Genomic DNA, 24277 nt, shown 5'->3' with positions numbered 1-24277 from the left:
TGATGGCCCAAAAAATGAAAACAACCTCTCCCGTCGGCAAAAGCATGGCAGATAAGGATGCTACGATCCAATGCAGCGAAAAGTTACAAAAAATAAAAAAAAATTACCGGAGTACCATTTGGCGGTCGGCATCAAGCCTGATGAGAATAAAAAGCAGCACTGAAAAAGTGAGCAGAGAGGTACCACCATAGCTGATCAATGGAAGCGGAATACCGATAACCGGTGCCAGACCGATAGTCATACCGAGATTAATGGCAATATGAAAAAAGAAAACCGAAGCAACCCCATAGGCATAACAACGGCTGAAAACACTTCGCTGCCGCTCTGCGATAGTTACTATTCTAAATAAAAGCAACAAATAAAGACCCAGCAGCACCACACTTCCGGCAAAACCAAAGCCCTCACCAATCGTATCAAAAATAAAATCGGTACGTTGCTCGGGTACAAAGCCATACCGGGTTTGAGTTCCACTTAAAAGTCCTTTGCCTACTAATCCACCACTACCAATGGCTATTTTAGATTGTTTTACATTATAGTCGGCTGTATTTGTCTGCTTCCCGGTTTTAGCATCCACTTTCATTTCCCCCTTGATATACTCTTCCGGAATATCCCTGCCAATGGTACTAAAAATTCGTTCTACCTGGTGTTTTTCAAACACATGTGTAAACAAAAACGGTACTCCAAATCGTTGCACCCCGATGCAGAGCAGTCCAATCAACACAATTTTAATCAAAACATTTTTATCTCTTTTGATCTGCCGCTGGTTCAATAAAATTACAATGCCTGTTATTACAGCCAGTATAATTGCCAGCAGGTTTTTGTCGAGCAGCAAGGTAGCCACCACCAATGCAGCGGCCGCAAAGCCAATTACAATGTATATGGGAGGAAGTCCCTCCCTGAACATTACAAGGAAGAAAGCAAAAAATACCAGCGCTAAACCCGTTTCCTTCTGCAAAATCGTCAATGCCGCTGGAGCCAGCGTAAGGGCTGCGGCAATGAGTTGGGACTTGGGCCTGCTAAAATCCATTTCGGGAAGTGAAAGGTATTTGGCCAAAGCCAATGCCACAGTTATCTTACAAAACTCAGCCGGCTGAAACTGGAAGCCTCCGATACGAATGATAGACTCGGTACCTTTTACCGCAGAGTGAAAGGGAAATACAAGCAGCAGTAGTAATATGCCGCCGGCGTACCAAAGATTAGCCGTAGCAGGGAAAAACTTGCTATCGGTTAGCAAAATAAATAAACCTAGCGCCATAGCCACGCAGGCATAATAGAACTGTTTGCTATAATCCGTTTTATAGCTTAAAAAGCTTTGTAATACAGGATCACCATCTTTATAGGTAACGGCAAAAATGGCCAGCAAGCCTATAGCGAGTAAAATAAGATAAATAATGATCAGTACATAATCTACTCCCTTTGATATTTCTGATTTATTCTGGCTCATGCTATGCTGTATGTGTAGCTTTAGACTGTTTGGAATTTTTCTTCTGTTCGGTTAACACCGCCACTGCTGTTGCCGCTCTCTGACTCTCTCTTTTCTTTTGCTCTTCTTTTTTCTTTTCTTCTTCCAATTTTTTACGCTTAGCCACGCTGTCAGCAGCAGCCCTGCCTCTTCCACGGAACTTTAGAATCATGCTGCTATCTTTATAGTCCTTCAACCACTGGTAGGCCCTGGCGGAATCTGTTAAATATTGTAACCGCGGCAAATAGGGAGGCATTAGATTTACCTTTGACGTCCTTTCAACATCGGCCAGGCTTTTATCATTTAATGTGTCAAATAAGTACTTCTCCATTAACAAACGTGCAATAGGACCTGCTGATGATCCTCCGTACCCACCACTTTCGACCACTACAGCAACACATATTTTCGGATCTTCTTTTGGAGCAAAGCAAACGAACATCGCATTATGTGGCAGATCCCATTTCTTGCCACCAATAATTCTCGAATTTTGTGCTGTACCGGTTTTGGCACAAACATTTATTCCCTGTATCCTCACGTTACGGGCAGTGCCATGAGTAACCACATCCTGCATACCGTTTATTGTGGCACTGAAAGCTGTATCAGAAATATGAGTAAGTGCATCATGCCTGGTACGGTACTTATTCATAAAAACCGAATCGGCAAGTGTTTCATTCTCCAAGCTGTCAACAAAATGCGGCGTATAATAATATCCCCGGTTAGCAATAATACACATAGCATTGGCTAGCTGTAAGGGCGTAGCCAACATTTTATCCTGCCCAATACCCAGCGTCAGGTTGGTACAGGAGTTCCAAGAGCCTCTGTACTCTTTATCATAATCAGCGACTGTCGGGATATTTCCTTTGTTTTCACTGGGCAGATCAACTCCCAATCTTACTCCCATACCGAATAAATTCATATAATCTTCCCAAACCTCATACCCTTTTTTGGGATCCCCATATTTTCGGTTATCTACTACTTTTCGATATACATCTGCAAAGTAAGAGTTGCAGGAGTTGGCGATAGCAAGTCTTAAATTAGCTGCGTGACCACCGCCGGCGTGCGTACAGCCAGGTTTGCCCGAGCCACAGGCATAATATCGCCCCCCGCAGGGATAACCAAATGCCGGTGTTATTACACCTTCATCCAATGCAACCAATCCGCCCAAAGGTTTAAAAGTTGAGCCGGGAGGATAACGACCCTGTATACCCCGGTTTAGCAAAGGCGAAGCAACATCCAGGTTCATTTTCTGATAATTCTTCTTAAACTCAGGTCCGGTTAGATCGTTTGGATCAAAAGTGGGACCTGACGCCATTGCCAAGATGCCGCCCGTCTTAGGATCGATTGCAACAGCCGCACCCACTTTATTGCTGATCAGCTTTTCTGCGAGTTGCTGTAACTCAACATCAATATGTGTTTTAAGCCCCCGGCCTGCAACAGCCGTTGTATCGAATGCCCCATTTTCGTAATGCCCTACCAGCCGGTTCTTATTATCTTTTATCATGTACTCAATACCCCGCTGTCCCATCAACACTTTTTCATAGGCATACTCCAAACCGCTCTTCCCCCTGTAATCGCCCATTCGGTAAAATCCGCCCGAACGCTCAATATCGCGCTGATCGGCTTCACTAATGTATCCTAAAATATGTGCCCCCACATTAAACGGATAAGATCTTACGGGACGGGCTACCAGGTTAAAGCCCGAAAACCGCCAGCCGTTCTCTTCAAAGCGGGCCTGCATTTCAGGTGTTAGCAGCGACATAAATATAGATGGTCGCACCCTCGTATTCTTAACTACCGCCTCTACAATTTTCTGGCGGAACTCAGCCGTGTCAATATTCATCAGGCTGCAAAAAGCCGTAGTATCAATATTCTTTACTTCGGCAGGTGTTACCATCAGATCGAACATGATCGTATTATTCAGTATAGGCTTGCCTTTTCGGTCGAAAATAATGCCCCGCTCCGGGTACACTATTTTCTGGAAAACAGCATTATCCCTAGCTAGCTGGTGGTACTTTCGGCCAAAAATCTGCAGATTAACTAATTGAGCTAGTATAACCAGGAAAACTGCCAGGAAAATGGCGCGAATAATATAACTCCTCGATTGATTGAATACGGACATGTAAAAAGGAAAACTTTTGCAGGATAACAATAATATCAGCAAAAGTACATACACAACAGCGTTGCATTATATATTTCTACCTAAAAAATTTATAATACCTGGAAAGCGCTATAATACTGCATTAAACTGCCGTTTCTTATGATAACGACGCCTTGAACTTTAGTTCGTATAATTTTCTGAAGTTGTTTTGGAACAAACTACAGCCAGCACATTAAACAACAAATTGTGTGAGCCGCTATGCTGTATTTGATCTGAACTTCAGCTTACGCGGGAAGATTAATTCAGCAATAATGATCATCAGCATACTGATAGCCGTGGTAATCACTACTTTCATTAGAAAATGAATGAGGGAACCAAATGAAAGCCACTCCAGGAACAGCAGGTAAAAATTATGACAAAAAGCAAGGATTAACGCATATAATAAGTAAGCGTTCCAGCCCATTGCTTTGGGCGATGGCTCCTTATAACTGAATTCTGTTGCATCTTTAGGTGCAAAAAGATTGATGATAAAAGGGCGTAAAAAAGCGATCAGCACACTGGCAGCCGCGTGTAAACCAGGTGTCATCGTGTAATAATCCACACTAATTCCCAGCAAAAACCCCAGTACCAGCACCCAACCTTTTTTCATATAAAAAGGCAGCCATAGAATAAAAAGGAAATAGATGTATGGGGTGATCAGCTGGTGCAGATGTGGCATTATATTCAATACGTACACCTGTAGAAAAACAAAGAGTATAAAGCGAATGGTATTTCTTACGAGATCACTCATTTATTACCTCCTTTTCTTTCAACCATATCGTGTGTTGCTTTATCCAGCTGCTCTAATTCATTATAATTAAGGTTTTGTACTACGAAAACCTGTTGCAGATTTGTAAGATTAGCTGCTGGCTTTACTTTCAGTATAAAGAAATTACTTGATTTATCAACTAATACTTTCGATACAACACCTACCATGCGCCCCGGCGGGTAACTCCTGGAATAAGTACCGGTTAGAATAGTGTCCCCCCTTCTTACCGAATCTGTCTTAGGAATATTGCTCAACGTCAACTCCTGTGGCGACTTTCCGTCCCAACTTAACATACCGGCACTACCGGTTCTCTTCAGCTGTACACTAAACTTATTCACCACATTCAGCAAACTCATTACCTCGCTAAAGTTCTTGCCTGTATTGATCACTTTTCCAACCAACCCGCCATCAGAGCTAAAAACACCCATATCATCACCCACACCCGTGCTGCTTCCCCGGTTAATCTGCAGGTAATTCTTATCACTTCCCGAGGTGCTATACAATACCTGGGCGCTTCTCCATACGTAATGACGAGCACTTCCTGATGTATCCCGGTAAGTTGAATCATGCATCACGGTTGTTCCTGAATCAGCAACAACAAAGTTTGTGTTGAGTAAATTCATCAGGGAATCGTTCAACCGGTGTACCCGCCTGTTTTCTTCCTGCATGGTAAAAAAGTCTTCCAGGGCATTGTACTTACCATTAAAATAGGATGTAACGCCACCGGCAAAGCCAAGGCCTTTAGCGCGGTGCGATTTATTATACGTAAAAAGAAAGTACAGCGCAATGATCTGTAAAACCAGGAACAGAACAAAAACTGAGTAACGCCGGATGAATAAAAAGATATTACGCATGGCTCCTTTGGATGTTGATAAGTTAACAGGCTGATAAGTTGATAAGGAGGATAAATAATAGGTGTTTTCGCATATAAATCTGCCACTACTTGTTTAACCTGTAAACACTTTAACTTGTAAAGCTATCAACTCAAAATTACCTCATTACAAATGGGTACCTGTCATAGTTTTGCAGCGCAATACCCGTACCTCTCACCACACTTTTAAGCGGATCGTCAGCTATATGCACAGGCAGCTTAATTTTCTGACTTAGTCTTTTATCCAAACCTCTTAATAAAGCGCCACCGCCTGTAAGGTATAAACCACGGCGATAAATATCACTAGCCAGCTCGGGAGGTGTTTGTTCCAGCGCCTTTAAGATGGCTTCTTCAATTTTAAAAATACTTTTGTCCAAAGCTTCGGCTACTTCCTGGTAGCTTACCATGATTTGTTTAGGGATACCGGTTACCAAATCACGACCGTTTACAGGAATATCGTCGGGCGGGTTATCCAGGTCCTTCATAGCGGCACCAATCTGTATTTTGATCTGCTCGGCAGTACGTTCACCTATCAAAAGGCTGTGGTACCTTCTTAAGGCCTCCATGATGTCGGCCGTAAACTCATCTCCTGCAATACGTATACTTTGGTCGCAAACAATACCTGCCAGTGCTATAACCGTGATACCTGTAGTTCCACCACCAATATCGATGATCATGTTACCTACCGGTTCCTCTACATCAATACCAATACCCAAAGCTGCAGCCATAGGCTCATGAATAAGGTATACCTCTTTAGCGCCAGCCTGCTCTGCACTGTCTCTAACCGCACGCTTTTCTACTTCAGTAATCGAAGAAGGAATACAGATCATCATTCTCCAGCTGGGAGGAAACAAAGGTTTTTTGGGGTACACCAGCTTTATCAGCTCACGTATCATTAACTCGGCCGCATTAAAATCTGCAATTACACCATCTTTTAATGGCCTGACGGTTCTGATGCTTTCATGCGTTTTTTCGTGCATCATCAATGCACGTTTGCCAACCGCCAACACCTCCTTAGGATTATTGCGGTTGAGTGCTACAATACTTGGCTCATTTACAGCCACTTCATCGTTATGTATAATGAGGGTATTTGCGGTACCCAAATCCATTGCTATTTCCTGAGTAAACCAGTTGAAAAGTCCCATTCTGCTATATATTCAAAATTGTGTTGGCAAAGGTGAAGTAATTTCCCGAAAGTAACAAAGCAAAAGAACAAAACGCTTTATTTTTCGGCATTTCCACATTATTAACAGAATTTTTAATGGGAAGTTTAACGGCATTATTTCCACATTAAAAGTTGAGCCAAATACCTACCCCATAAAAGCCCATTCACACGCTTTCCAGCTTTATCTGTTGTTAACCTAAAGGAATGGTTTTTTTTCAGTACGTTTGCCGGATAACTAAAGTTAAAACCAAAAGAAATGGCTTTAAAAGACATTCAATCAACAGGAAGTAAAGATACGCGTAGTGGCTTCGGCGATGGTATAGTAGAAGCAGCGCGTAAAAACGAAAATATTGTAGCCCTCACCGCCGATTTATTAGGCTCGATGAAACTGAACCAATTCGTTAAAGAGTTTCCCGAAAGATTTGTGCAGTGCGGCATTGGCGAAGCCAATATGATCGGGGTTGCTTCAGGATTATCCATCGGAGGAAAAATTCCGTTTACTACTACTTTCGCCAACTTCAGTACAGGCCGTGTTTATGATCAGATCCGCCAGTCGGTTGCCTATAGCGGCAAAAATGTAAAGATCTGCGCTTCACATGCCGGCGTTACTTTGGGAGAAGATGGAGCTACCCACCAGATACTGGAAGATATTGGTTTAATGAAGATGTTACCGGGTATGACGGTAGTAGTGCCTTGCGACTATACACAAACTAAAGCGGCTACACAGGCTATTGCTGAGTATGAAGGACCGGTTTACCTGCGTTTTGGTCGCCCAAGCTGGCCTATTTTTACCAAAGAAGAGGATTTCCAGATCGGTAAAGCACAATATTTCTCCGAGGGTACTGATGTAACTATTTTCGCCTGCGGTCACCTGGTATGGAATGCCATACAGGCAGGAGTCGAATTAGAAGAAAAAGGCATTAGCGTAGAAGTAATTAATATACACACGATCAAGCCTTTAGATGAAGAAGCTGTGATCAATTCCCTGAAAAAGACGAAATGTGCGGTTACCGCGGAGGAGCATAATATTATTGGTGGCTTAGGTGATGCCATTGCACAATGTGCTGCTAAAAACTTCCCTGTTCCTATTGAATATGTAGGTACAAAAGATACTTTTGGCGAAAGCGGTACTCCTAAAGAATTATTGAAAAAATACGGCATGGATGTTTCGGACATCGTTGCTGCTGCCGAAAAGGTAATGGCAAGAAAAAGTGCTTGATCTCACTAAATGATTACAGTAAACCCGCGCATTGCCGCGGGTTTCTTTTTTTAGTTTAAACCTTTTCCTATCTTGAAAGTCTTATCATTTCTTTGATGGAGCGCTCCTTTCTTTCTGATGAAGAACTTTTGTTACTGTTTCGTGACCCGGTTACGAAACAAAAAGCGTTTTCCCAGATTATAGACAAGTATAAGGAGAAGCTTTACTGGCATATACGCCGGATGGTGTTAATACATGAGGATGCCGACGACGTATTGCAAAATGTATTCATCAAAATGTGGAAAGGGCTCGACCAGTTCCGCGAAGAAAGTAAACTATACAGCTGGCTATACCGGATTGCCTCTAACGAGAGCATTACCCAATTAAACCGCATCAAAAAGCAGAAGCAGGTAGAAACGGATGAGGAAACGCATCGTTTACTGGAGGAAAAAGTGAAGGCCGACTCCTATTTTGATGCGTCGAAGGCGGAATGGAAGCTACAACTGGCTATCCAAACCCTGCCCGAACAGCAAAAGCTTGTTTTTAGTCTTCGGTACTTTGACGAAATGCCTTACCAGGAAATAAGTGAAGTACTGGGTGTAACAGTGGGCGCATTAAAAGCCAGCTATCACCATGCGGCCAAAAAAATACAGGACTACCTGCTCAATGAATTAAACTTTTAATACCCTAATCGGGTCTATTTTATAGAGATGAATGAACACAATGACATATTAAAGGCATTGCGTCTGCAAATGAAAGATAATAATGAACCCGAAGGATATCCGTTGCAGGTTCCTGACGACTATTTTTCCGGTCTCAACAACAAAATCTTATCAAAAGTTTTAGATGAAGAAAGCGCCGGCCTGATACCCTTTGCTGATATAGATAAAAAGCAAACGTTTACTGTACCCGATGGATATTTTGACAACCTGGAAAAAGACATCCTGAAAAAAACAATTGCTCCCGCGCCCGTCAGGAGGCTTTTTTCCTCCAAATGGCGGCCGATAGCAGCTGCCTCAATCATTGGATTTATTATTTTAGTTGGTACTTATTACTGGGAAAACGCTGATTCGGGGCGAATTACCGTTCAAAATAAGCCTGCCGGCACATCAATAATACAGAATGTCAGCGTTAACGAGTTGTCAGATTTCGTGGGAGAAGCCACCACAGGTAACATCAGCGATAATGATAAAAAAATTTCCGTTGACATTAATCAACTTTTCCAGCAGGTGAGCAGTCAGGATTTAGAGAGTTTTTTGAACGAAACAGCCGTTAATAACACCGAATTATTTTAGATAGCCATGACCAGATTTAGCAGATTAGCCTTAGTTTTTGCAGCATTTTTGATGTTACATTTCAGCATCTATGGCCAGCAAAAACATCCATCGAAACTTGACGATGTATTTTTTGAATATGTGTCAAAAACACTGGAGCTAAAACCCTCAGATGCAGCACAGATGCGGCCTCTGGTGAAAAAATATCTCAATGAAAGAAAGAAGGTTTACAGTAGATTTTCCGACCCGCTGGAGCGGGAACAGGAAATTCTGAATATAAAATTAAGCTCCCGAAAAGAGATGGCTGCCATTATTGGTCTACAAAAAGCAAATGCCTTTTTTTCAAGTGAACAATCGTTCCGCCGTAAGGTAAGAGAGGAGCTAAAACAACGCACTGAAGAGCAGAAAAAAAATTAATGTTTAAACTTTTTTCTTCAATAAATTTTTTTTGTCTGAATCTATTTCCTATTTTTGCAACTGGTGTTTTTCATAGGTTAGCAACGGCCAGCTCTTTTTAGGGCAGGCCTTTTTTTTATCCTGTACTTTTTTTATTCTGTGAAGCGCTTTAAGGGTGTCTGAATATCGTGATAAAACAAAAACTGCCAATCAGCTCCTTCCTCCAACCATTTCTCCCGCAACTGCATGGCTTTTTTTCCGTCGTAGTCATATTTAGCAGCAAACCGTGTTTTCATTTGCGAAAGCTGGGGCGCATCGTCGGCGCCAAAGAATATCGTCTCCTCGCCCTCTTTAAGCCATATTACGCGATGAAACTTAGAATGGGCACCCGTAACCTCGTAGCTGATCCCGTCGGCTATATGGCCCGTTTCCGCCGCTGTGAGCACCAGGCCATCGCTATTCTGTAATAATTCCAGTAAATCTGTATTATACGATGCGGAACCAATTTCCATTGCGTACTCCAATTCCTGTTGTTGAATATGATAAGTGGCGTTTTCAAATGCCAGCTGCCTGGTGTATGGATTGATCAGCCCGCCCGCATGGTCCTTATGCAAATGACTCATAATAACCCTGGTGATATCGCCAGGATTGATTCCCTGATCGCGCAGGTTTTTATACAACTGAAACTGCCCGTCTTCATCGGTAAGCCCTAAGCCGGTATCGAGCAGTATGATATCATCTTGTGTTATTACTACAAAAGGTTGAATTTCTACTAAAAGGCTACCGCGGTTGCGATCAGCCATTTCGTCTTCACTTAATTTAAAGGGAATAAATTGCTTGGAGGCATCTACTGTAAATGCGCCTTCTGACAGGGGTATAATCTTCATCAGGCAAAAGTAGCTGTTATAAATGATTACATATTCCTCCTGTATTGCCCTCCCACTTCATACAAGGCATGGGTAATTTCTCCCAAAGAGCAATATTTAACACAGTCCATCAACTCATTAAAAAGATTGCCATTTTTAAGTGCAACTCGCTTCAGTCTTTGTATAGCTACCGCACTTTTCGCCTCATTTCTTTGACGAAAAGCTTCCAGGTTTTTAATTTGAAGCTCTTTTTCCTCTGTAGTACTCCTGATCACTTCCAGTGGCAGAATGGTAGGACTCCCCTTTTTATTTAAAAAAGTATTAACACCTATCAGCGGCAGCTCCCCGTTGCTTTTCTGCATTTCGTAGTGCATACTTTCTTCCTGTATTTTATTGCGCTGGTACATTCTTTCCATTGCTCCCAATACACCGCCTCTTTCGCTGATACGCTCAAATTCAGCCAGCACAGCCGCTTCCACTAAGTCCGTTAATTCTTCTACGGCAAAACTGCCCTGCAGGAAGTTTTCTGATTTAGCGCTGCCTAATTCCCGGTTTATAATTAACTGGATGGCCATTGCCCGGCGCACACTCTCTTCCGTAGGCGTAGTGATCGCCTCGTCGTAGGCGTTTGTATGTAAAGAATTGCAGTTATCATAAATGGCATATAGCGCCTGTAATGTGGTACGGATATCGTTAAAGTCAATCTCCTGTGCATGCAGACTTCTTCCTGATGTTTGTATATGATACTTCAGTTTTTGAGAACGGTCATTAGCACCATACTTTTGCTTCATCGTTTTAGCCCATATACGCCGGGCTACCCGTCCAATGACACTATATTCGGGGTCCATACCATTGCTGAAGAAGAAAGAAAGATTGGGTGCAAAATCATCTATATGCATCCCCCGGCTTAAATAATACTCCACATAAGTAAAGCCGTTCGCCAGCGTAAAAGCAAGCTGGGTAACAGGGTTCGCGCCTGCTTCTGCAATATGATAACCGCTGATACTGACGCTGTAGAAATTCCGAACTTTATTGTCAATAAAATACTCCTGTACATCACCCATCAGCTTCAACGCAAATTCTGTAGAAAAAATACAGGTATTCTGCGCCTGGTCTTCTTTCAAAATATCGGCCTGCACTGTTCCCCGCACCTGCTGCAATGTTCGCGCCTTTATTTGCTCATACACATCAACAGGCAGCACTTCATCTCCATGTAAACCTAGCAGCTTTAACCCAAGACCACTGTTACCTTTGGGCAGCTCACCAGCATAAACCGGCTGACTATATCCCTTAAATTTTTCCTGCAATTGGCTATTCACCATTAACCATTGACTATTCTCCTCCAACCACTTTTCACATTGCTGGTCTATGGCCGCGTTTAAAAAGAAAGCCAGCAAAACGGGTGCAGGACCATTAATCGTCATAGAAACCGAGGTAGCTGCATCACACAGATCAAACCCGCTGTACAGCTTCTTGGCATCATCCACTGTTGCAATACTCACGCCGCTATTACCCACTTTACCAAAAATGTCCGCACGATATGCCGGATCTTCACCATACAAAGTAACACTATCAAAAGCAGTGCTCAGGCGTTTTGCCGGCTGATCGAGGCTTACATAATGAAAACGTTTATTGGTACGTTCTGGGCCGCCCTCTCCTGCAAACATACGCGTGGGATCTTCGCCCTGCCGCTTCAATTCAAATACACCTGCAGTAAATGGAAATTTACCGGGTATATTTTCCTGCAACTGCCATTTCAAAATATCGCCCCAGTCCTTATACTGTGGCAACGTAATCTTCTTAATTTTCGAACCACTTAACGACACATTAATTAATGGTTGCCGGATCACTTTATCACGCACTTTATACTCAAAGTAATCCTGGTTATAAGCATTGGTGATACCGCGCCACTTATCTAATAGTTCTTTATTCCCCGGTTCAAGATTGAGCAACAACTGCTGTTTCATTTCTTCTATCAACTCTGCAGCATTCGTCAACATTTGTTGAGCACCTTCAAGCTGGTATAGCTGTGAAGCAATGTCACACTGTGCTGCTACCCACTGATCGTAGGCCTGTATCGATTCAGTTATTTCAGAAAGATAGCGCACCTGCTTTGCCGGGATAATACGGGTCTTGCTGCTGGTATCATTCGTATGAGGATGAACTATAACCGGCGTTCCCCAGGTAGTGCCCGTTTTTGTTTCGATGGTTTTAATAATACGTTCGAACAACTCATTTACACCAGCATCATTAAACTGCGCGGCAATGGTACCTATAACCGGAACATCCTCCTCCTTAGCCGTCCAAAGCTGGTGATTACGACGATACTGCTTCTTCACATCCTGTAAAGCGTCTAATGCGCCTGGTTTATCGAACTTATTGATGCAGATAATATCCGCATAGTCCAGCATATTGATCTTCTCCAGCTGAGACGCAGCGCCGTATTCAGGCGTCATCACATATAAGCTCAGATCACAATAATCTACTATAGAAGCATCACTTTGCCCCACACCCGCACTTTCCAATATCACCAGGTCAAATCCTTGGGCCCTACAAATATTGATAGCATCCCGGGCCGTTTTACTCAAGGCCAGGTGATCATTACGGGTAGCCATCGATCGCATATAAGCGCGCGGATGAGATATCGCATTCATGCGAATCCGGTCACCCAATAAAGCCCCACCCGTCTTTTTCCTTGAGGGGTCAACGGATATAACTGCAATAGTTTGATCAGGAAATTGATGTAAAAAGCGACGAACTATTTCGTCTGTAACAGAGGATTTACCTGCGCCACCGGTGCCTGTAATACCGAGCACTACCCCTTTAAAATCTTCCGCCACCGGGGAGCCTTCAACCAGCAAACCCAGTTCAGCATTCGTTATAGCCCTTGCTATGCGACGGATGTCTTTGCTTTCGCTCAGAGGGGGTGTATCATTCCAGTTACCAGCTGCTTCAAAATAGGCTGACTTTCCTGCCCGGCTCAATAAGTCTTCGATCATCCCTTCCAACCCCATTTTTCGCCCATCATCAGGCGAATAAATATGTTCGATACCGTAATCATGTAGTTCGCTGATCTCTGCAGGTAAAATAGTGCCGCCACCACCACCGAATATTTTGATATGGCCACAACCTGCTTCCTGCAACATGTCAAACATGTACTTGAAAAACTCGATATGCCCGCCCTGGTAACTGGTAATAGCAATGGCATGTGCATCTTCTTCAATCGCGCATTCTACTATTTCATGCACGCTTCTGTTATGCCCCAGGTGAATGACCTCTGCGCCCTTACTTTGGAGAATACGGCGCATGATGTTAATAGCCGCATCATGTCCGTCGAATAAAGAGGCAGCGGTAACAATACGGATCGTTGTTGTTTGTGTTTCGTTCATATAGCCGGTACTGATGTTAACAAACTTACGTCAAAAATCAGCAATACCAACTGCTACCTCTTGTTTGGGATGCGAGGTGTAGCCCCGAATAAAAAATATATACTAACATATTGGTATTTTCACCACTTATATGCTCACTCGCAAAAAGCTAAAGATCTGGACAATTATTTTGCATGGCTTGATCCTCATTGGGGCGGGACATGGAGTAGCCCCCTTATTCTTAATCGAAGTAATATATGTTCTCAAAATGCGAGTAACCAATCTCAACTTTTCATTTTCTGCGGATGATAATCATTTTGTAGTAGCTGGCCTCACTGCGCTCCTGGGATAAATAGCCATAGTCGTTTCCATATTTATTGCACAAAAAAAACCGGAAAATAATGTTTCCTCTACTGGGGCTGTGCCTACTTCGGTTATGCGTTATCTACCGTGGATATTATGCGTTAAATGGCTCATCTATACGTATTGTATGGATCTCTGTAGTACCTTTTTTTATTTGCACCATTCTAACATTTACAGGAAAATACCAGAAAAGAGCTTATTATTGGTTGGGTGAAAAAGTATAGCGATTGAGGCTGCAAAGCCTTGATAACAAATGCTCAACATGCTCACTCTACTTCCGCCGGCTACGCACAGGTCTCATTCAAATCATTTTACGTATAAATTATTTATATTTGTACGTATAAATTAAACTTTATGGATTCGAAGTTGACTTTAAAACTTAATGAAAGCGTTATAGAACGTGCCAAGCAATATGCTTTTAATAAAAATTTGAGCTTATCAAGGCTTATTGAGAATTACCTTGATTTGTTAACGCGCGAGCAAGACGATACATTCGAAATATCGCCGTTTGTAAAAAGCATTGCTACGGGCAAAAGCATTCCTGCCGATATTGATGCTAAAAAAATAAAAACAGACTATACCGACTATTTGGAAAAAAAATATCAATAAATGAGACGCCTTTTTTTAGACACCAACATTGTCGTAGATTTTCTAGGGGAGCGGGGAAACTTTTATGAACCTGCCGCAAAAGTTTTAACACTGGCAGATAAAAAGAAAATCAAAGTTTTCACTTCGCCCACATCCATCTCCAATACCTATTATCTGCTGACAAAATACGAGAATGCAAGAATTGCCCTTGATAAAATCCGGAAATTTACAGTGCTATGCAATATTTCGGTAATGAATGAAGAGGTTGTTGAAAGAGCCATTAACTCCGACTTCAAAGACTTTGAAGATGCGATGCAATATTTTAGTGCCATTGCCGAAAACTGCGACTTAATCATTACCCGAAATGAGGTAGATTTTAAAACTTCGCTCATTCCGGTTATGAATGCCAATAGCTACCTGAAGACAATCAAATAGATCAAGACTTTCTTGGCTTACCTCAATAACGGAGACATTAATGGCCACCTTGATGATTTCCGTCCTGACCATCTAGCTCACTACATATGAAATGTCTTAATAATTTTTAGTTGAACCGCAATGACGCTGTGACGCCAAGAAAGCAGCAACGTTAATAACATTGCTTATTTGCGTCCTGGTGGTTAAGCATTTTTTTCAAGTACTTTTAATGTAATATACCCGATAGTTTAAAACTTCAACGTAATACTGGCCATGGCCGACCTGGGCGTTTGAGGAGCCAATACACCCTGACCGGCGAAATACAGTTCATCTGTTAAATTATCCAGCTTCAATCCCAACCTGAATGATTTGGTTTCATAGAAAACCGTTGCATTCAACAATGTGTAGGAAGGTATGGTGAACACACCCGTCACCGCTGAATTAGCGGTTTCGAAATCGCCGATATAATTACCGCCAAAACCTGCACCTAAGCCTTTAAGCCGGCCACTGGGTATACCATAGCTGATCCAAAGATTGGCCAGGTCGGCAGGGCCCGCGCTTGGCGGTCTCCTGTTCTGCGTTGCAGCTACAGCCGATTGGGTAAGCTTGCTGTTATTATGCGAATAGCCTGCCACCAGGTTCAAACCGCTAAACGGATTGGCAATCAGTTCCAGCTCAAAACCTTTGCTGAACTGGGTTCCATCCTGAACTTTAATATTGTAGTTCGCTCCGTCCCGCACCAATTGCTCATCGCGAACCACATTGGTCACATCAATTTCGTAGTAGCTGGCAGTCAGATTCAAACGGCCGCTAAATAGATCCAGCTTCACACCGGTTTCCCACTGATTTGCCTGCTGCGGCTTCAACACACCTGAAATATCAGGCACCGGCTGGGTAACGGGGGCTACATTGGAGAAACCGTTCATGTAATTACCAAACACAGAAATGCGATCCTTGATCACCTGGTATACCAATCCGAGTTTGGGAGAAAGAGCGGTTTGTCCATATTTAGAGTTGGCCAACACAGTATCAGTAGCCAGGTCGTAAGTACCGTTTCCTTCAAAGCGATCCAATCTCAGGCTCACCATAGCCAAAAGGTTGTCGGTAATATTCAATACGTTTGATGCGTAGGCGCTGTAAATATTCGTACGTGTGTTGTTTCTTACACCACGCGCTGTGCTGGCGGCCAGCCTGGCATCTACCAGAGCGCGGTTTAGTTTCGAGTAGTTAGGATCGGTAGGATTCAATGCATTTACAAAATCCAAAACGATATAAGGAGAATTATCATTTTTAATACGCTGGTTTACGTAATCCAATCCTACGAGCAACCTGTTGCGCATCTTTCCTATTTTAAAATCGCCCACGAAATTCTGTTGCACATCCAGGTTGGCGTTCATGGTATTCTGGTAAGAGATATTTCTCTCCAGGCTGTCATCAGTCGCTTTCCGGATAAACTGGTATTGGTAATACCCTTCAGACTGACGGGTATTGTTGGAGAGAATCGTTTGCGAAGTCCATTGACCGGAGATCTGGTAATTAAATACTGCCCTTAAATTGGCTGTAGGATTTTTCATGGAAAGATCGTTATTGGTATAAGATCTTTTGAAATTAAAGCCCAGCTCTTCGGGAGTATGGGCTACAAAAAGCCTGGTGCGGTTTAGGAAGATAGCCGACGGAGTGGTAAACTCTGAGGTATAAAGCTCTGCGTTCAGATTAATTTTCAGCCTTTCGTTTATGCGGTATTCTAACGCAGGCGCTATAAAAAAAGATTTCCTGAAACCGGCATCCTGCCAGCTGTTCTGATTCTGGTAGGCTACGTTCACCCGCCCCAGTAAATTCTTTTCTTTATTGACAGGGCCATATACATCGGCTGTCAGCCTGTTTAAATTAAAGCTGCCATGTATAAAGGACACTTCACCACCAAAGTTCTCCTGGGGTTTGCGGGTGATCAGGTTGATGACACCACCGTAGGTAGCCACAGCACCACCATATAACGTTGCAGACGGACCGCGCAGCACTTCTACCTTTTCTACGTTGGCCGGATCAATTTCACCATTGGTTTGCGTAGGCACCCCATCTACCATCGACACTTCAGTTCTAAAACCACGAAGACTATAATAAGTAGCGCCATCTGCATTAATACCACGATTCGCTGACACTTTAAAAACACCAGGTGCATTTTTCAGCAGGTTGCTAAAATCGGTAGTGATCTGTTCTTTGATCAACTCTTTTGATATACTGCTGTAAGCCTGTGGGTTTTCCAGATTACTCAGCGGCATTTTAGCCACTGTCTGGCTTTTCTTCACTAAAAACTTATTCTTACCTGCCGTTATAATTACGGTTTCTAACTCAGCGCTATTGATCTGTAAAGTAAAAACAGGATTGGCAGCCTGTCCCGCTGACACACTCACTTCCAGCTCTTTGCTGTCATAGCCCAATAAAGTTACCTGCAATGTGTAAGTACCGGGTTTCAGCCTGGCAAACTCAAAACCACCTTCATTATCAGTTGCCGTACCCTGTTTTATATTTTTGATCACCACACTTACATTGGCGGCGGGTTGATCGTCGGAAGTTTTTACTACACCTGCAATAGTCCCAAATTTCTCCTGGCCCCATACATTCATACAAAGAATCGTGCAGATAACAACAGCTATAGCGCGGAATACCCTCAATTTTTTCATTCATCTGGTTTTGTGGCCGCAAAAGTAGGTTCAGGTTTAGTCAGGGCTATTACGAGATGCGGAAAATTAATGCTGGTAAATTTCAATTTAGAAAAAAGATGCTTCTGATAGATCCATTCATTTTATAAGCTACCGCTTCACCGCTACGACGCAAGGGCACGAAGTTTTTGCTAAAGGACATTGTCCGCTTCTTAGCGTCCTAGAGCCTTCGCGGTTAAAACACTCTTTATCGCTTAAAAATCCAACGCATTATCATCCCTTTCTTAACTTCGCCCCGCATGAATCAACGGGAACTATTTTTACGCCATGTAGCGCAAACATCAACTGCGCCATTAGCATTGGAAATTACAAAAGCAGAAGGCGCTGTTTTGCGCGACGTAAACGGGAAAGAATATATCGACCTGATAGGTGGCATTAGTGTAGCCAATGTAGGACACCGGCATCCGAAGGTAATTGATGCCATACATCAGCAACTGGATAGCTATATGCACATTATGGTATATGGGGAATTTGTAGAAGCACCCCAGGTGCAATATGCCCATTACCTGGCGCAGCATTTACCACAAAGCCTGAATTCTGTTTATTTTACCAACTCCGGTGCGGAAGCGGTAGAAGGAGCTATGAAGCTGGCCAAAAGAGCTACTAACCGAACCCAGATCATTGCCTGCGAAAATTCCTATCACGGATCAACCCAGGGCGCTTTAAGTATTATTGGCAGCGAGTATTGGCGCAATGCCTATCGCCCGCTTTTGCCGGGCATCCTGCATTTACAATATAATAGCCAGGAATTAATTGATGCTATTGACACCAATACCGCCTGCGTAATACTGGAAACGGTACAGGCAGAGGCCGGCATTATCATACCCGACACAAACTGGCTGCAGGCAGTCAGAAAAAGATGTACCGAAACAGGAACCCTGTTAATACTCGATGAAATACAGGCAGGCTTTGGTAGAACAGGTAAACTCTGGGGCTTCGAACATTTTGGTGTAGTACCGGATATTGTGTTATTGGGAAAAGCCTTAGGCGGTGGTATGCCCCTGGGCGCTTTTGTGGCAGACAGGGAATTAATGATGCAGCTGGCCAAAAATCCTGTACTGGGGCATATCACTACATTTGGGGGACACCCTGTTTGCTGCGCTGCAGGACTGGCAGCTATGCAGGCGCTGATCAATGAAAGCATGATTGATGGTGTAACTCAAAAAGGAGAGCTTTTTAAATCGCTGCTACAACACGAGCAAATAAAAGCGGTGCGTCATATAGGTTTATTAATGGCCGTGGAGTTTGATAGTTTTGAAACCAATAAAAAAGTTATCGATGCCGTAATTGAAACGGGCGCTTTAACCGACTGGTTTTTGTTTGCATCGAACTGCCTGCGTATTTGCCCGCCATTAACCATCAGCGAAGCAGAAATAAGAAAAGCCTGCTCCATTATTATTGAAGTGCTCAACAAAAATTAAGATATTTATACCCAATCGCAATTACACAAAAGAATACAATGGATACCGCAAACAACGAAAAGAAAATGGCAGCGCTGGAAGCTGTAAAAGAAATTAAAGACGGCATGGCTATTGGTTTGGGCACAGGCTCTACCGCTTATTATGCCATACATGCTGTGGCAGAACTCATCAAACAGGGAATGAACCTGAAAACAGTTCCTACTTCCGAGCAAACCAAACAAATGTCTATTGAACTGGGTATTCCAATGGTTGACATCAACAGTATTGAGTCTTTAGATATTACTATTGATGGTGCTGATGAGTTTACCCAAAACCTCGAACTAATCAAAGGTGGCGGTGGTGCGCTTTTAAGAGAGAAGATTGTTGCATCTATCACAAAAAAACAGATCATCATTACTGATAGCTCTAAAATGGTGCACCAGCTAGGTAAATTCAAAGTACCCATTGAAGTAATCCCCATGGCCTGCAGCTATGTAATGCGCCAGCTATCTGCTATTGGTGGCATCGGCCTTGTCCGCAAAAAAGACGATAAAGATTATATCACCGACCAGGGCAACCTGATCATTGATGCAGACTTTGGATTGATTGAACATCCTGCGGTATTGGATGAACAACTGAACAAAATTGTAGGTGTAGTAGAACATGGCTTGTTCATTGGACTGGCTCATAAAGTAATTATGATAAAGGACGGCGAGGCAATCACTTTCTCCGCATAAACATGGAATCAATGAATAAAAACAGGCTGTACTAAGCTCAATGCTTTTGTACAGCCTGTTTAATTTAACACCAACTAATATTATTGCACTGCTTCACTTTTTACAGCAGGTCTCTCTCCATCTTTATACCAGTCTTCAGCATGCATTTGCTTACCGTGACGTTCATTACAAAACCTACCGTTGTGGTGCTTTGCAAAATATTTTTCGCCTGCAAAAGCGTATAAGCTCCCAAAGGTTACCACCGCTGCTAATAATCCTACCAGTATATGTTGTCTTCTTTGTTTCATGGGTACTTCATTTAAAATTTAATAAAATTTATTGAGCTGCAGTTGTCTTGTGATGCTGCCCTCCGCAACCATATTGAAAGCGATCTTTGAACTGGGCATACTCTTCGTCGGTCATGTTCCTTACCTTATCAGCAAAACGCGTAAAGCGCTCCTGGCGCCTGCTTCCCGGCCCCCAGGCACGGCGCCCAAACAGGCGGAATAACAATCCTACAATAAGAACTACGGTAACTACCCTTAAAACAAAAAAGGGTATAAAGAATAAAGCAGCGCCGATAAGGACGCCTACTATAATGGGTTTTAAAATACTTCTATTCATAACTATGTTTTTAATTGTTTACCTATAGAATAACGTTGCAGGATAATAAAATACTTTAGTTTGTATCATCATTTACTGCAAACAAAAAATGCGAAGAGAAACTCCCTTCGCATTTTACTATTTCATCGCCTTAATATTAAGAATGCATCCCACAACGACGCTTCCATGCCTCTTTAAATTTTTGCCTATCCTCCTCGCTCATATTGCGGTACTTGTCTCTTAGCTCGCCTCTCGATCCAAACTTTTTATGCCCTTTGCCACCAAATCCGCTGAATAGTATTTTGCTCAGCACCAGTATACCCATGGCCTGCCAGTAGCTCACCGGCTTTACGGGTAAAACATCTGGCAATACCGCATTCCAAAGCAACATTACAATGGCGCTGAATAAAAAGACAGCGGCTACGCCACAGAGTATCATCAGTATAACCGGCGGCCGCCCACATTTTCTTCTCATGCTCATAAAATATCTTTTAAAAATTACTTAACTCGTTGTACAAATACTGCAAACGTTTACGCAAATGTTGTACCGCATAGCGTTTACGGCTGATGACTGTTTTAATGCTTTCGCCACTTCTATCGGCTATTTCCTGCAGCGTCATATCTTCCAGTTCATTCAAAATAAAGGCCTCCCGTTGCGCCACCGGCAGTTCTTCCAGTGCATCAAATAATGATTCCCAAAAAAGCTCTTTGAAATCTTCCAGCTCGGGGTTATCATTAATGGCAAGCAAAATATCCTTAAAATAAACGTCACCGTCTTCGCCCTCGTACTGGTAGTCCTCAATCAGGTCGGGTTTCTTTTTACGATATTTATCGGTGATCTTATTACGGGCCACGGCAAATAACCAGCCGCTTACTTCTTCAATAGTTTGGGTGGCTGAGGTGTTAGAAAACTGGTACCAAACATCCTGCAAAATATCTTCTGCGTCGGCATCGGTATTTACCTTTCCACGTATGAAGCCAAAAAGCCGCTTACTGTAATTCTTTACAGTATCAACAATATTCTGCTTTTTGTCTTCGGCCATTATAGCTATTCCGTCCGCCATTAAAATAGTAAACGGACGATGGAGGAAATTACTTTAAAATTTCCGAATTATGATTTTCCATTGCATTGACGCATGTCTACCATTGCATTGCATTGACGCGTGTCGACACGCGTCAATGGGGCTGGCAGGTTCTTTTTTACCAGCTAAAATGCACCAAATCATCAAAACGTACCTGTTGCTGCGTTCCTGTTGCCAGGTTTTTCAAATTCACCACCCCCTGCTCCAACTCCTTACTTCCCAATACGGCTATAAATGGAATGGACTTCTTTTCGGCGTATTTAAACTGCTTATCAAATTTGCTGTTCTCGTGAAAGACTTCACAGGCAACGCCCTGACTGCGCAGTGTTTGAGCCAGTTCCATGGCTTTGGCCACTTCGGCTTCACCTAAATTAAAAAACAGGAGTTTCGTTCCGGAAACCACTTCCTTTGGAAAAACATCCAGCTCACTCATCACATCGTAAATGCGATCTACCCCAAATGAAATACCAACTCCCGGAATATTCGGCACGCCAAATAGACCGGTCAGGTCGTCATAACGGCCCCCGCCTCCAATGCTGCCCATTTGCACACCGTTAGCTTTTACTTCAAAGATAGTTCCGGTGTAATAGTTCAGGCCACGGGCAAGGGTGAGATCAAGAACGGGTTGACTGTTGACAGTTGATTGTTGACAGTATTGTACGATGTACTCCAATTCTTCAACACCCTTTAAGCCGGTTTCGTTGCCGGCGAAAATGGTTTTTAGTTGCTGTAATTTTTCTTCGTTGCTGCCGCCGATATTTAAAAAAGATTCAATAGTCTGAATCTGTGTTTCATTTAAACCTCTGCCCGATAACTCTTCTTTTACTTTTTCTATACCAATCTTATCCAATTTATCAATGGCAATAGTAATGTCGATCATTTTTTCAGCACCACCGCAGATATCGGCAAGCGCAGCCAAAACCTTTCGGTTGTTGATCCGGATTTCTACATCCACTTTCAATTTCTGAAAAACTGTAGCATAGATGTTTACCAGCTCCAGTTCGTTCAGTAAAGACTTACTGCCCACCACATCCGCATCGCACTGGTAAAACTCGCGGTAACGCCCCTTTTGAGGCCGGTCTGCACGCCATACCGGCTGCATTTGATAGCGTTTGAATGGCATGGGCAATTGCTGGTGATTCATGGCTACATAGCGGGCGAAAGGAATGGTCAAATCGTAACGTAAGGCGCGACTGGTTAAGTCCTTACTATTCTTGCCTTCCAACGCCTGCTCAAACCCAATTTTGGCTTTATCGATCTTGTCACCATTTCGAGGGTCGCCTAATCCGTTGTTCAATATCTTAAAGATCAGCTTGTCGCCTTCTTCTCCATATTTTCCCATTAAAGTTTCCAGGTTTTCCATGGCCGGTGTTTCCAGCGGCTGAAATCCATATAACTCGAAAACAGTTTTAATGGTACTGAAAATATAATTGCGTTTTCTTACTGTATCCGCTCCAAAATCACGGGTTCCCTGTGGTATTGTTGGTTTCATTTTTTGTCGATTGTCGATGGTCCATTGACCATAGTCTATTTGCTATTGTATATATTTCTCTATTATTGCCTCGCAGGCACTATCAATCATATCATACACCTCATGGTAGCCCGGCTCCGGGCCATACCATGGATCCGGTACATCCCTGTTTTCGCCGGGATAGATCTCGTTCATCAGGAGCTCTACCTTAGACGCGTCGTATTTACCTTTGGCAATCCATTTTATTTCATCTACCACATCCCCGGCCATTGCGTAGATTTTATCATATTTGTCAAAATCGGCTGCAATAAACCGGCGCGAGCATTGCCCGCTGATATCCAGTCCCCTGGCCTTTGCCACTTTTTGAGACAACTGGTGCGGGGCTTCTCCTGTATGATAGCCATTTGTTCCGGCGCTGTCCACCGTCCAGTTTAAACCTGCCTGGTTTACCCTATGCTGCAAAATACCCTCAGCCAAAGGGCTGCGGCAGATATTTCCCAGGCATACCATCAAAATATTCATCCTTCCTCCGTTATTAGTTTTAACTAATGTAATGGGTCCCGCCTCAACGTTGTACGAACCTTATTTTATGCGCGCAAAGATAAGTGCCATTGCAAATTGTTGGTCCTGTTTATCGGGTAGTACCATTAATTTCCTTTCGGGTTCTGGTCTTTATTACAATCCGGCATATAATCCTCCAGGGTATGTAATTGCTTGTTGTTATAGTTATCAAAATGGAACTGATCCAGTTTCTTAAGTAACATTGCCAGCTGGTATTTTTCGGGATCATCCAAGTTGCCGGCAGCTATTATGCCTAGCAAATCCATTTTTTGAAAAGCGCTGAATAGCGCCTCCCTTCCCTTTGGGGTGATCGCCATCAATTGGCTGCGGTGATCATCCGGGTTATCCGATTGCATCAAATAGCCTGCCTTTATCAAACGCTTTACAATTTCAATCCCGCTGCTCTTTTCGATCACATTTTTCCGTATTAATTCAGTTTTAGGAATCGTATGCTGCTGCATGGCTGTTGCGAGTATGCCAAACTCCTCTATGGTATTGATGGTTGTATCCGCCAACGCTGTTTTTGCATAAAATTTGATGTAACGGTATAAAAACAAAAAATGCTGGGCAATTACCCGCTCAATATTATCAGGATAAGTTTTCCCTTCCTCAATAAAAGGGCCGCGATCAGCGCTGATAAAACTATTTCGCAATTCGGGTAGGCCCGACTTCACTCCCATAGAGGCCACCATACCCTCAAGCGTAAGCGCTTCTTTATCAGGCACACTGGCTTCATACGTTTCCAATTTCTCCAATAATACCTTTAACAATTGCACACTGGTCATTAAAATGTATGTTTTTGTTCCAAAATTAATCAAATCTTATGGCCATATCACATTAATTGTGTTTTTTT

The 24277-nt window shown here is 43.0% G+C and carries 23 protein-coding genes; 8 read left to right on the top strand and 15 right to left on the bottom strand.

The genetic code is table 11. The features are described 5' to 3' along the window. Window positions 1–103: 103 nt before the first annotated feature. The 5 genes from rodA to ACLOAU_RS10190 all read right to left on the bottom strand — a co-directional run bounded on the left by rodA (window position 104) and on the right by ACLOAU_RS10190 (window position 6384). Window positions 104–1444: a rod shape-determining protein RodA gene (rodA, locus tag ACLOAU_RS10210; RefSeq protein WP_427861766.1), complete on the bottom strand. Its 1341-nt coding sequence runs from the start codon at window positions 1442–1444 to the stop codon at window positions 104–106. A 1-nt stretch (window position 1445) separates the two neighbouring features. Next, window positions 1446–3581, bottom strand: coding sequence for a penicillin-binding protein 2 (mrdA, locus tag ACLOAU_RS10205; protein ID WP_427861765.1), 2136 nt, complete (start codon window positions 3579–3581; stop codon window positions 1446–1448). A gap of 235 nt (window positions 3582–3816) precedes the next feature. Then, complete coding sequence (locus ACLOAU_RS10200) at window positions 3817–4350, bottom strand: rod shape-determining protein MreD (RefSeq protein WP_427861764.1); 534 nt, start codon at window positions 4348–4350, stop codon at window positions 3817–3819. Further along, a complete protein-coding gene (mreC, locus tag ACLOAU_RS10195) occupies window positions 4347–5222 on the bottom strand; it encodes a rod shape-determining protein MreC (RefSeq protein WP_427861763.1) in 876 nt (291 codons plus the stop codon). Before mreC ends, ACLOAU_RS10200 begins: the two co-directional genes overlap by 4 nt. Window positions 5223–5358: 136 nt before the next feature. After that, a complete protein-coding gene (locus ACLOAU_RS10190; RefSeq protein WP_427861762.1) occupies window positions 5359–6384 on the bottom strand; it encodes a rod shape-determining protein in 1026 nt (341 codons plus the stop codon). 276 nt (window positions 6385–6660) lie between these two features. On the opposite strand from ACLOAU_RS10190, the gene ACLOAU_RS10185 reads away from it, so the two are divergent. From ACLOAU_RS10185 to ACLOAU_RS10170, 4 genes are all read left to right on the top strand, one after another. Then, window positions 6661–7623, top strand: coding sequence for a transketolase family protein (locus ACLOAU_RS10185; protein WP_427861761.1), 963 nt, complete (start codon window positions 6661–6663; stop codon window positions 7621–7623). 95 nt (window positions 7624–7718) lie between these two features. Beyond that, the gene (locus ACLOAU_RS10180; RefSeq protein ID WP_427861760.1) at window positions 7719–8285 is read left to right on the top strand and encodes an RNA polymerase sigma factor; all 567 of its coding nucleotides are present in this window, start codon (window positions 7719–7721) and stop codon (window positions 8283–8285) included. Between the two features lie 27 nt (window positions 8286–8312). Beyond that, a complete protein-coding gene (locus tag ACLOAU_RS10175) occupies window positions 8313–8897 on the top strand; it encodes a hypothetical protein (RefSeq protein ID WP_427861759.1) in 585 nt (194 codons plus the stop codon). 6 nt (window positions 8898–8903) lie between these two features. Continuing rightward, window positions 8904–9293 (top strand): hypothetical protein, encoded by a 390-nt coding sequence (locus tag ACLOAU_RS10170; RefSeq protein WP_427861758.1) that lies wholly within the window; start codon window positions 8904–8906, stop codon window positions 9291–9293. A 131-nt stretch (window positions 9294–9424) separates the two neighbouring features. Here the strand turns inward: ACLOAU_RS10170 and ACLOAU_RS10165 are convergent, their stop codons facing one another. After that, complete coding sequence (locus ACLOAU_RS10165; RefSeq protein WP_427861757.1) at window positions 9425–10159, bottom strand: MBL fold metallo-hydrolase; 735 nt, start codon at window positions 10157–10159, stop codon at window positions 9425–9427. A 26-nt stretch (window positions 10160–10185) separates the two neighbouring features. Continuing rightward, window positions 10186–13527, bottom strand: a complete 3342-nt coding sequence (locus ACLOAU_RS10160) for a methylmalonyl-CoA mutase family protein (RefSeq protein WP_427861756.1) — start codon at window positions 13525–13527, stop codon at window positions 10186–10188. 696 nt (window positions 13528–14223) lie between these two features. Here ACLOAU_RS10160 and ACLOAU_RS10155 point away from each other — a divergent pair. Together ACLOAU_RS10155 and ACLOAU_RS10150 are read left to right on the top strand one after the other, a co-directional pair. Continuing rightward, window positions 14224–14478 (top strand): DUF6364 family protein, encoded by a 255-nt coding sequence (locus ACLOAU_RS10155; protein WP_427861755.1) that lies wholly within the window; start codon window positions 14224–14226, stop codon window positions 14476–14478. Beyond that, the gene (locus ACLOAU_RS10150; protein ID WP_427861754.1) at window positions 14479–14892 is read left to right on the top strand and encodes a type II toxin-antitoxin system VapC family toxin; all 414 of its coding nucleotides are present in this window, start codon (window positions 14479–14481) and stop codon (window positions 14890–14892) included. It abuts the gene before it with no gap. A 227-nt stretch (window positions 14893–15119) separates the two neighbouring features. Here the strand turns inward: ACLOAU_RS10150 and ACLOAU_RS10145 are convergent, their stop codons facing one another. Further along, on the bottom strand, window positions 15120–17552 hold the full coding sequence (locus ACLOAU_RS10145; protein WP_427861753.1) for a TonB-dependent siderophore receptor: 2433 nt from the start codon (window positions 17550–17552) through the stop codon (window positions 15120–15122). A 278-nt stretch (window positions 17553–17830) separates the two neighbouring features. On the opposite strand from ACLOAU_RS10145, the gene ACLOAU_RS10140 reads away from it, so the two are divergent. Together ACLOAU_RS10140 and rpiA are read left to right on the top strand one after the other, a co-directional pair. Further along, a complete protein-coding gene (locus ACLOAU_RS10140) occupies window positions 17831–19012 on the top strand; it encodes an aspartate aminotransferase family protein (protein WP_427861752.1) in 1182 nt (393 codons plus the stop codon). 38 nt (window positions 19013–19050) lie between these two features. Next, window positions 19051–19728, top strand: coding sequence for a ribose-5-phosphate isomerase RpiA (gene rpiA / locus ACLOAU_RS10135; protein WP_427861751.1), 678 nt, complete (start codon window positions 19051–19053; stop codon window positions 19726–19728). An 80-nt stretch (window positions 19729–19808) separates the two neighbouring features. On the opposite strand, the gene ACLOAU_RS10130 is transcribed toward rpiA, so the two are convergent. The 7 genes from ACLOAU_RS10130 to ACLOAU_RS10100 form a co-directional block, all read right to left on the bottom strand. Then, window positions 19809–20015, bottom strand: a complete 207-nt coding sequence (locus ACLOAU_RS10130; protein WP_427861750.1) for a hypothetical protein — start codon at window positions 20013–20015, stop codon at window positions 19809–19811. A gap of 28 nt (window positions 20016–20043) precedes the next feature. Next, the gene (locus ACLOAU_RS10125) at window positions 20044–20331 is read right to left on the bottom strand and encodes a hypothetical protein (RefSeq protein ID WP_427861749.1); all 288 of its coding nucleotides are present in this window, start codon (window positions 20329–20331) and stop codon (window positions 20044–20046) included. 136 nt (window positions 20332–20467) lie between these two features. Further along, window positions 20468–20791 (bottom strand): hypothetical protein, encoded by a 324-nt coding sequence (locus ACLOAU_RS10120; protein ID WP_427861748.1) that lies wholly within the window; start codon window positions 20789–20791, stop codon window positions 20468–20470. Between the two features lie 10 nt (window positions 20792–20801). Beyond that, on the bottom strand, window positions 20802–21374 hold the full coding sequence (locus ACLOAU_RS10115) for an RNA polymerase sigma factor (RefSeq protein ID WP_427861747.1): 573 nt from the start codon (window positions 21372–21374) through the stop codon (window positions 20802–20804). Between the two features lie 136 nt (window positions 21375–21510). Next, entirely contained in the window at window positions 21511–22884 is a 1374-nt protein-coding gene (gene hisS / locus ACLOAU_RS10110) for a histidine--tRNA ligase (RefSeq protein WP_427861746.1), read from the bottom strand. Window positions 22885–22926: 42 nt separating this feature from the next. After that, on the bottom strand, window positions 22927–23385 hold the full coding sequence (locus tag ACLOAU_RS10105) for a low molecular weight protein-tyrosine-phosphatase (protein ID WP_427861745.1): 459 nt from the start codon (window positions 23383–23385) through the stop codon (window positions 22927–22929). A gap of 125 nt (window positions 23386–23510) precedes the next feature. Next, on the bottom strand, window positions 23511–24209 hold the full coding sequence (locus tag ACLOAU_RS10100) for a MarR family winged helix-turn-helix transcriptional regulator (protein ID WP_427861744.1): 699 nt from the start codon (window positions 24207–24209) through the stop codon (window positions 23511–23513). Window positions 24210–24277 lie beyond the last annotated feature (68 nt).

The sequence above is a fragment of the Paraniabella aurantiaca genome (assembly GCF_050309965.1).
GTDB lineage: Bacteria > Bacteroidota > Bacteroidia > Chitinophagales > Chitinophagaceae > Niabella.
Note: the sequence above shows the minus strand (reverse complement) of the source record. Positions and strands in the feature narration are given on the sequence as shown.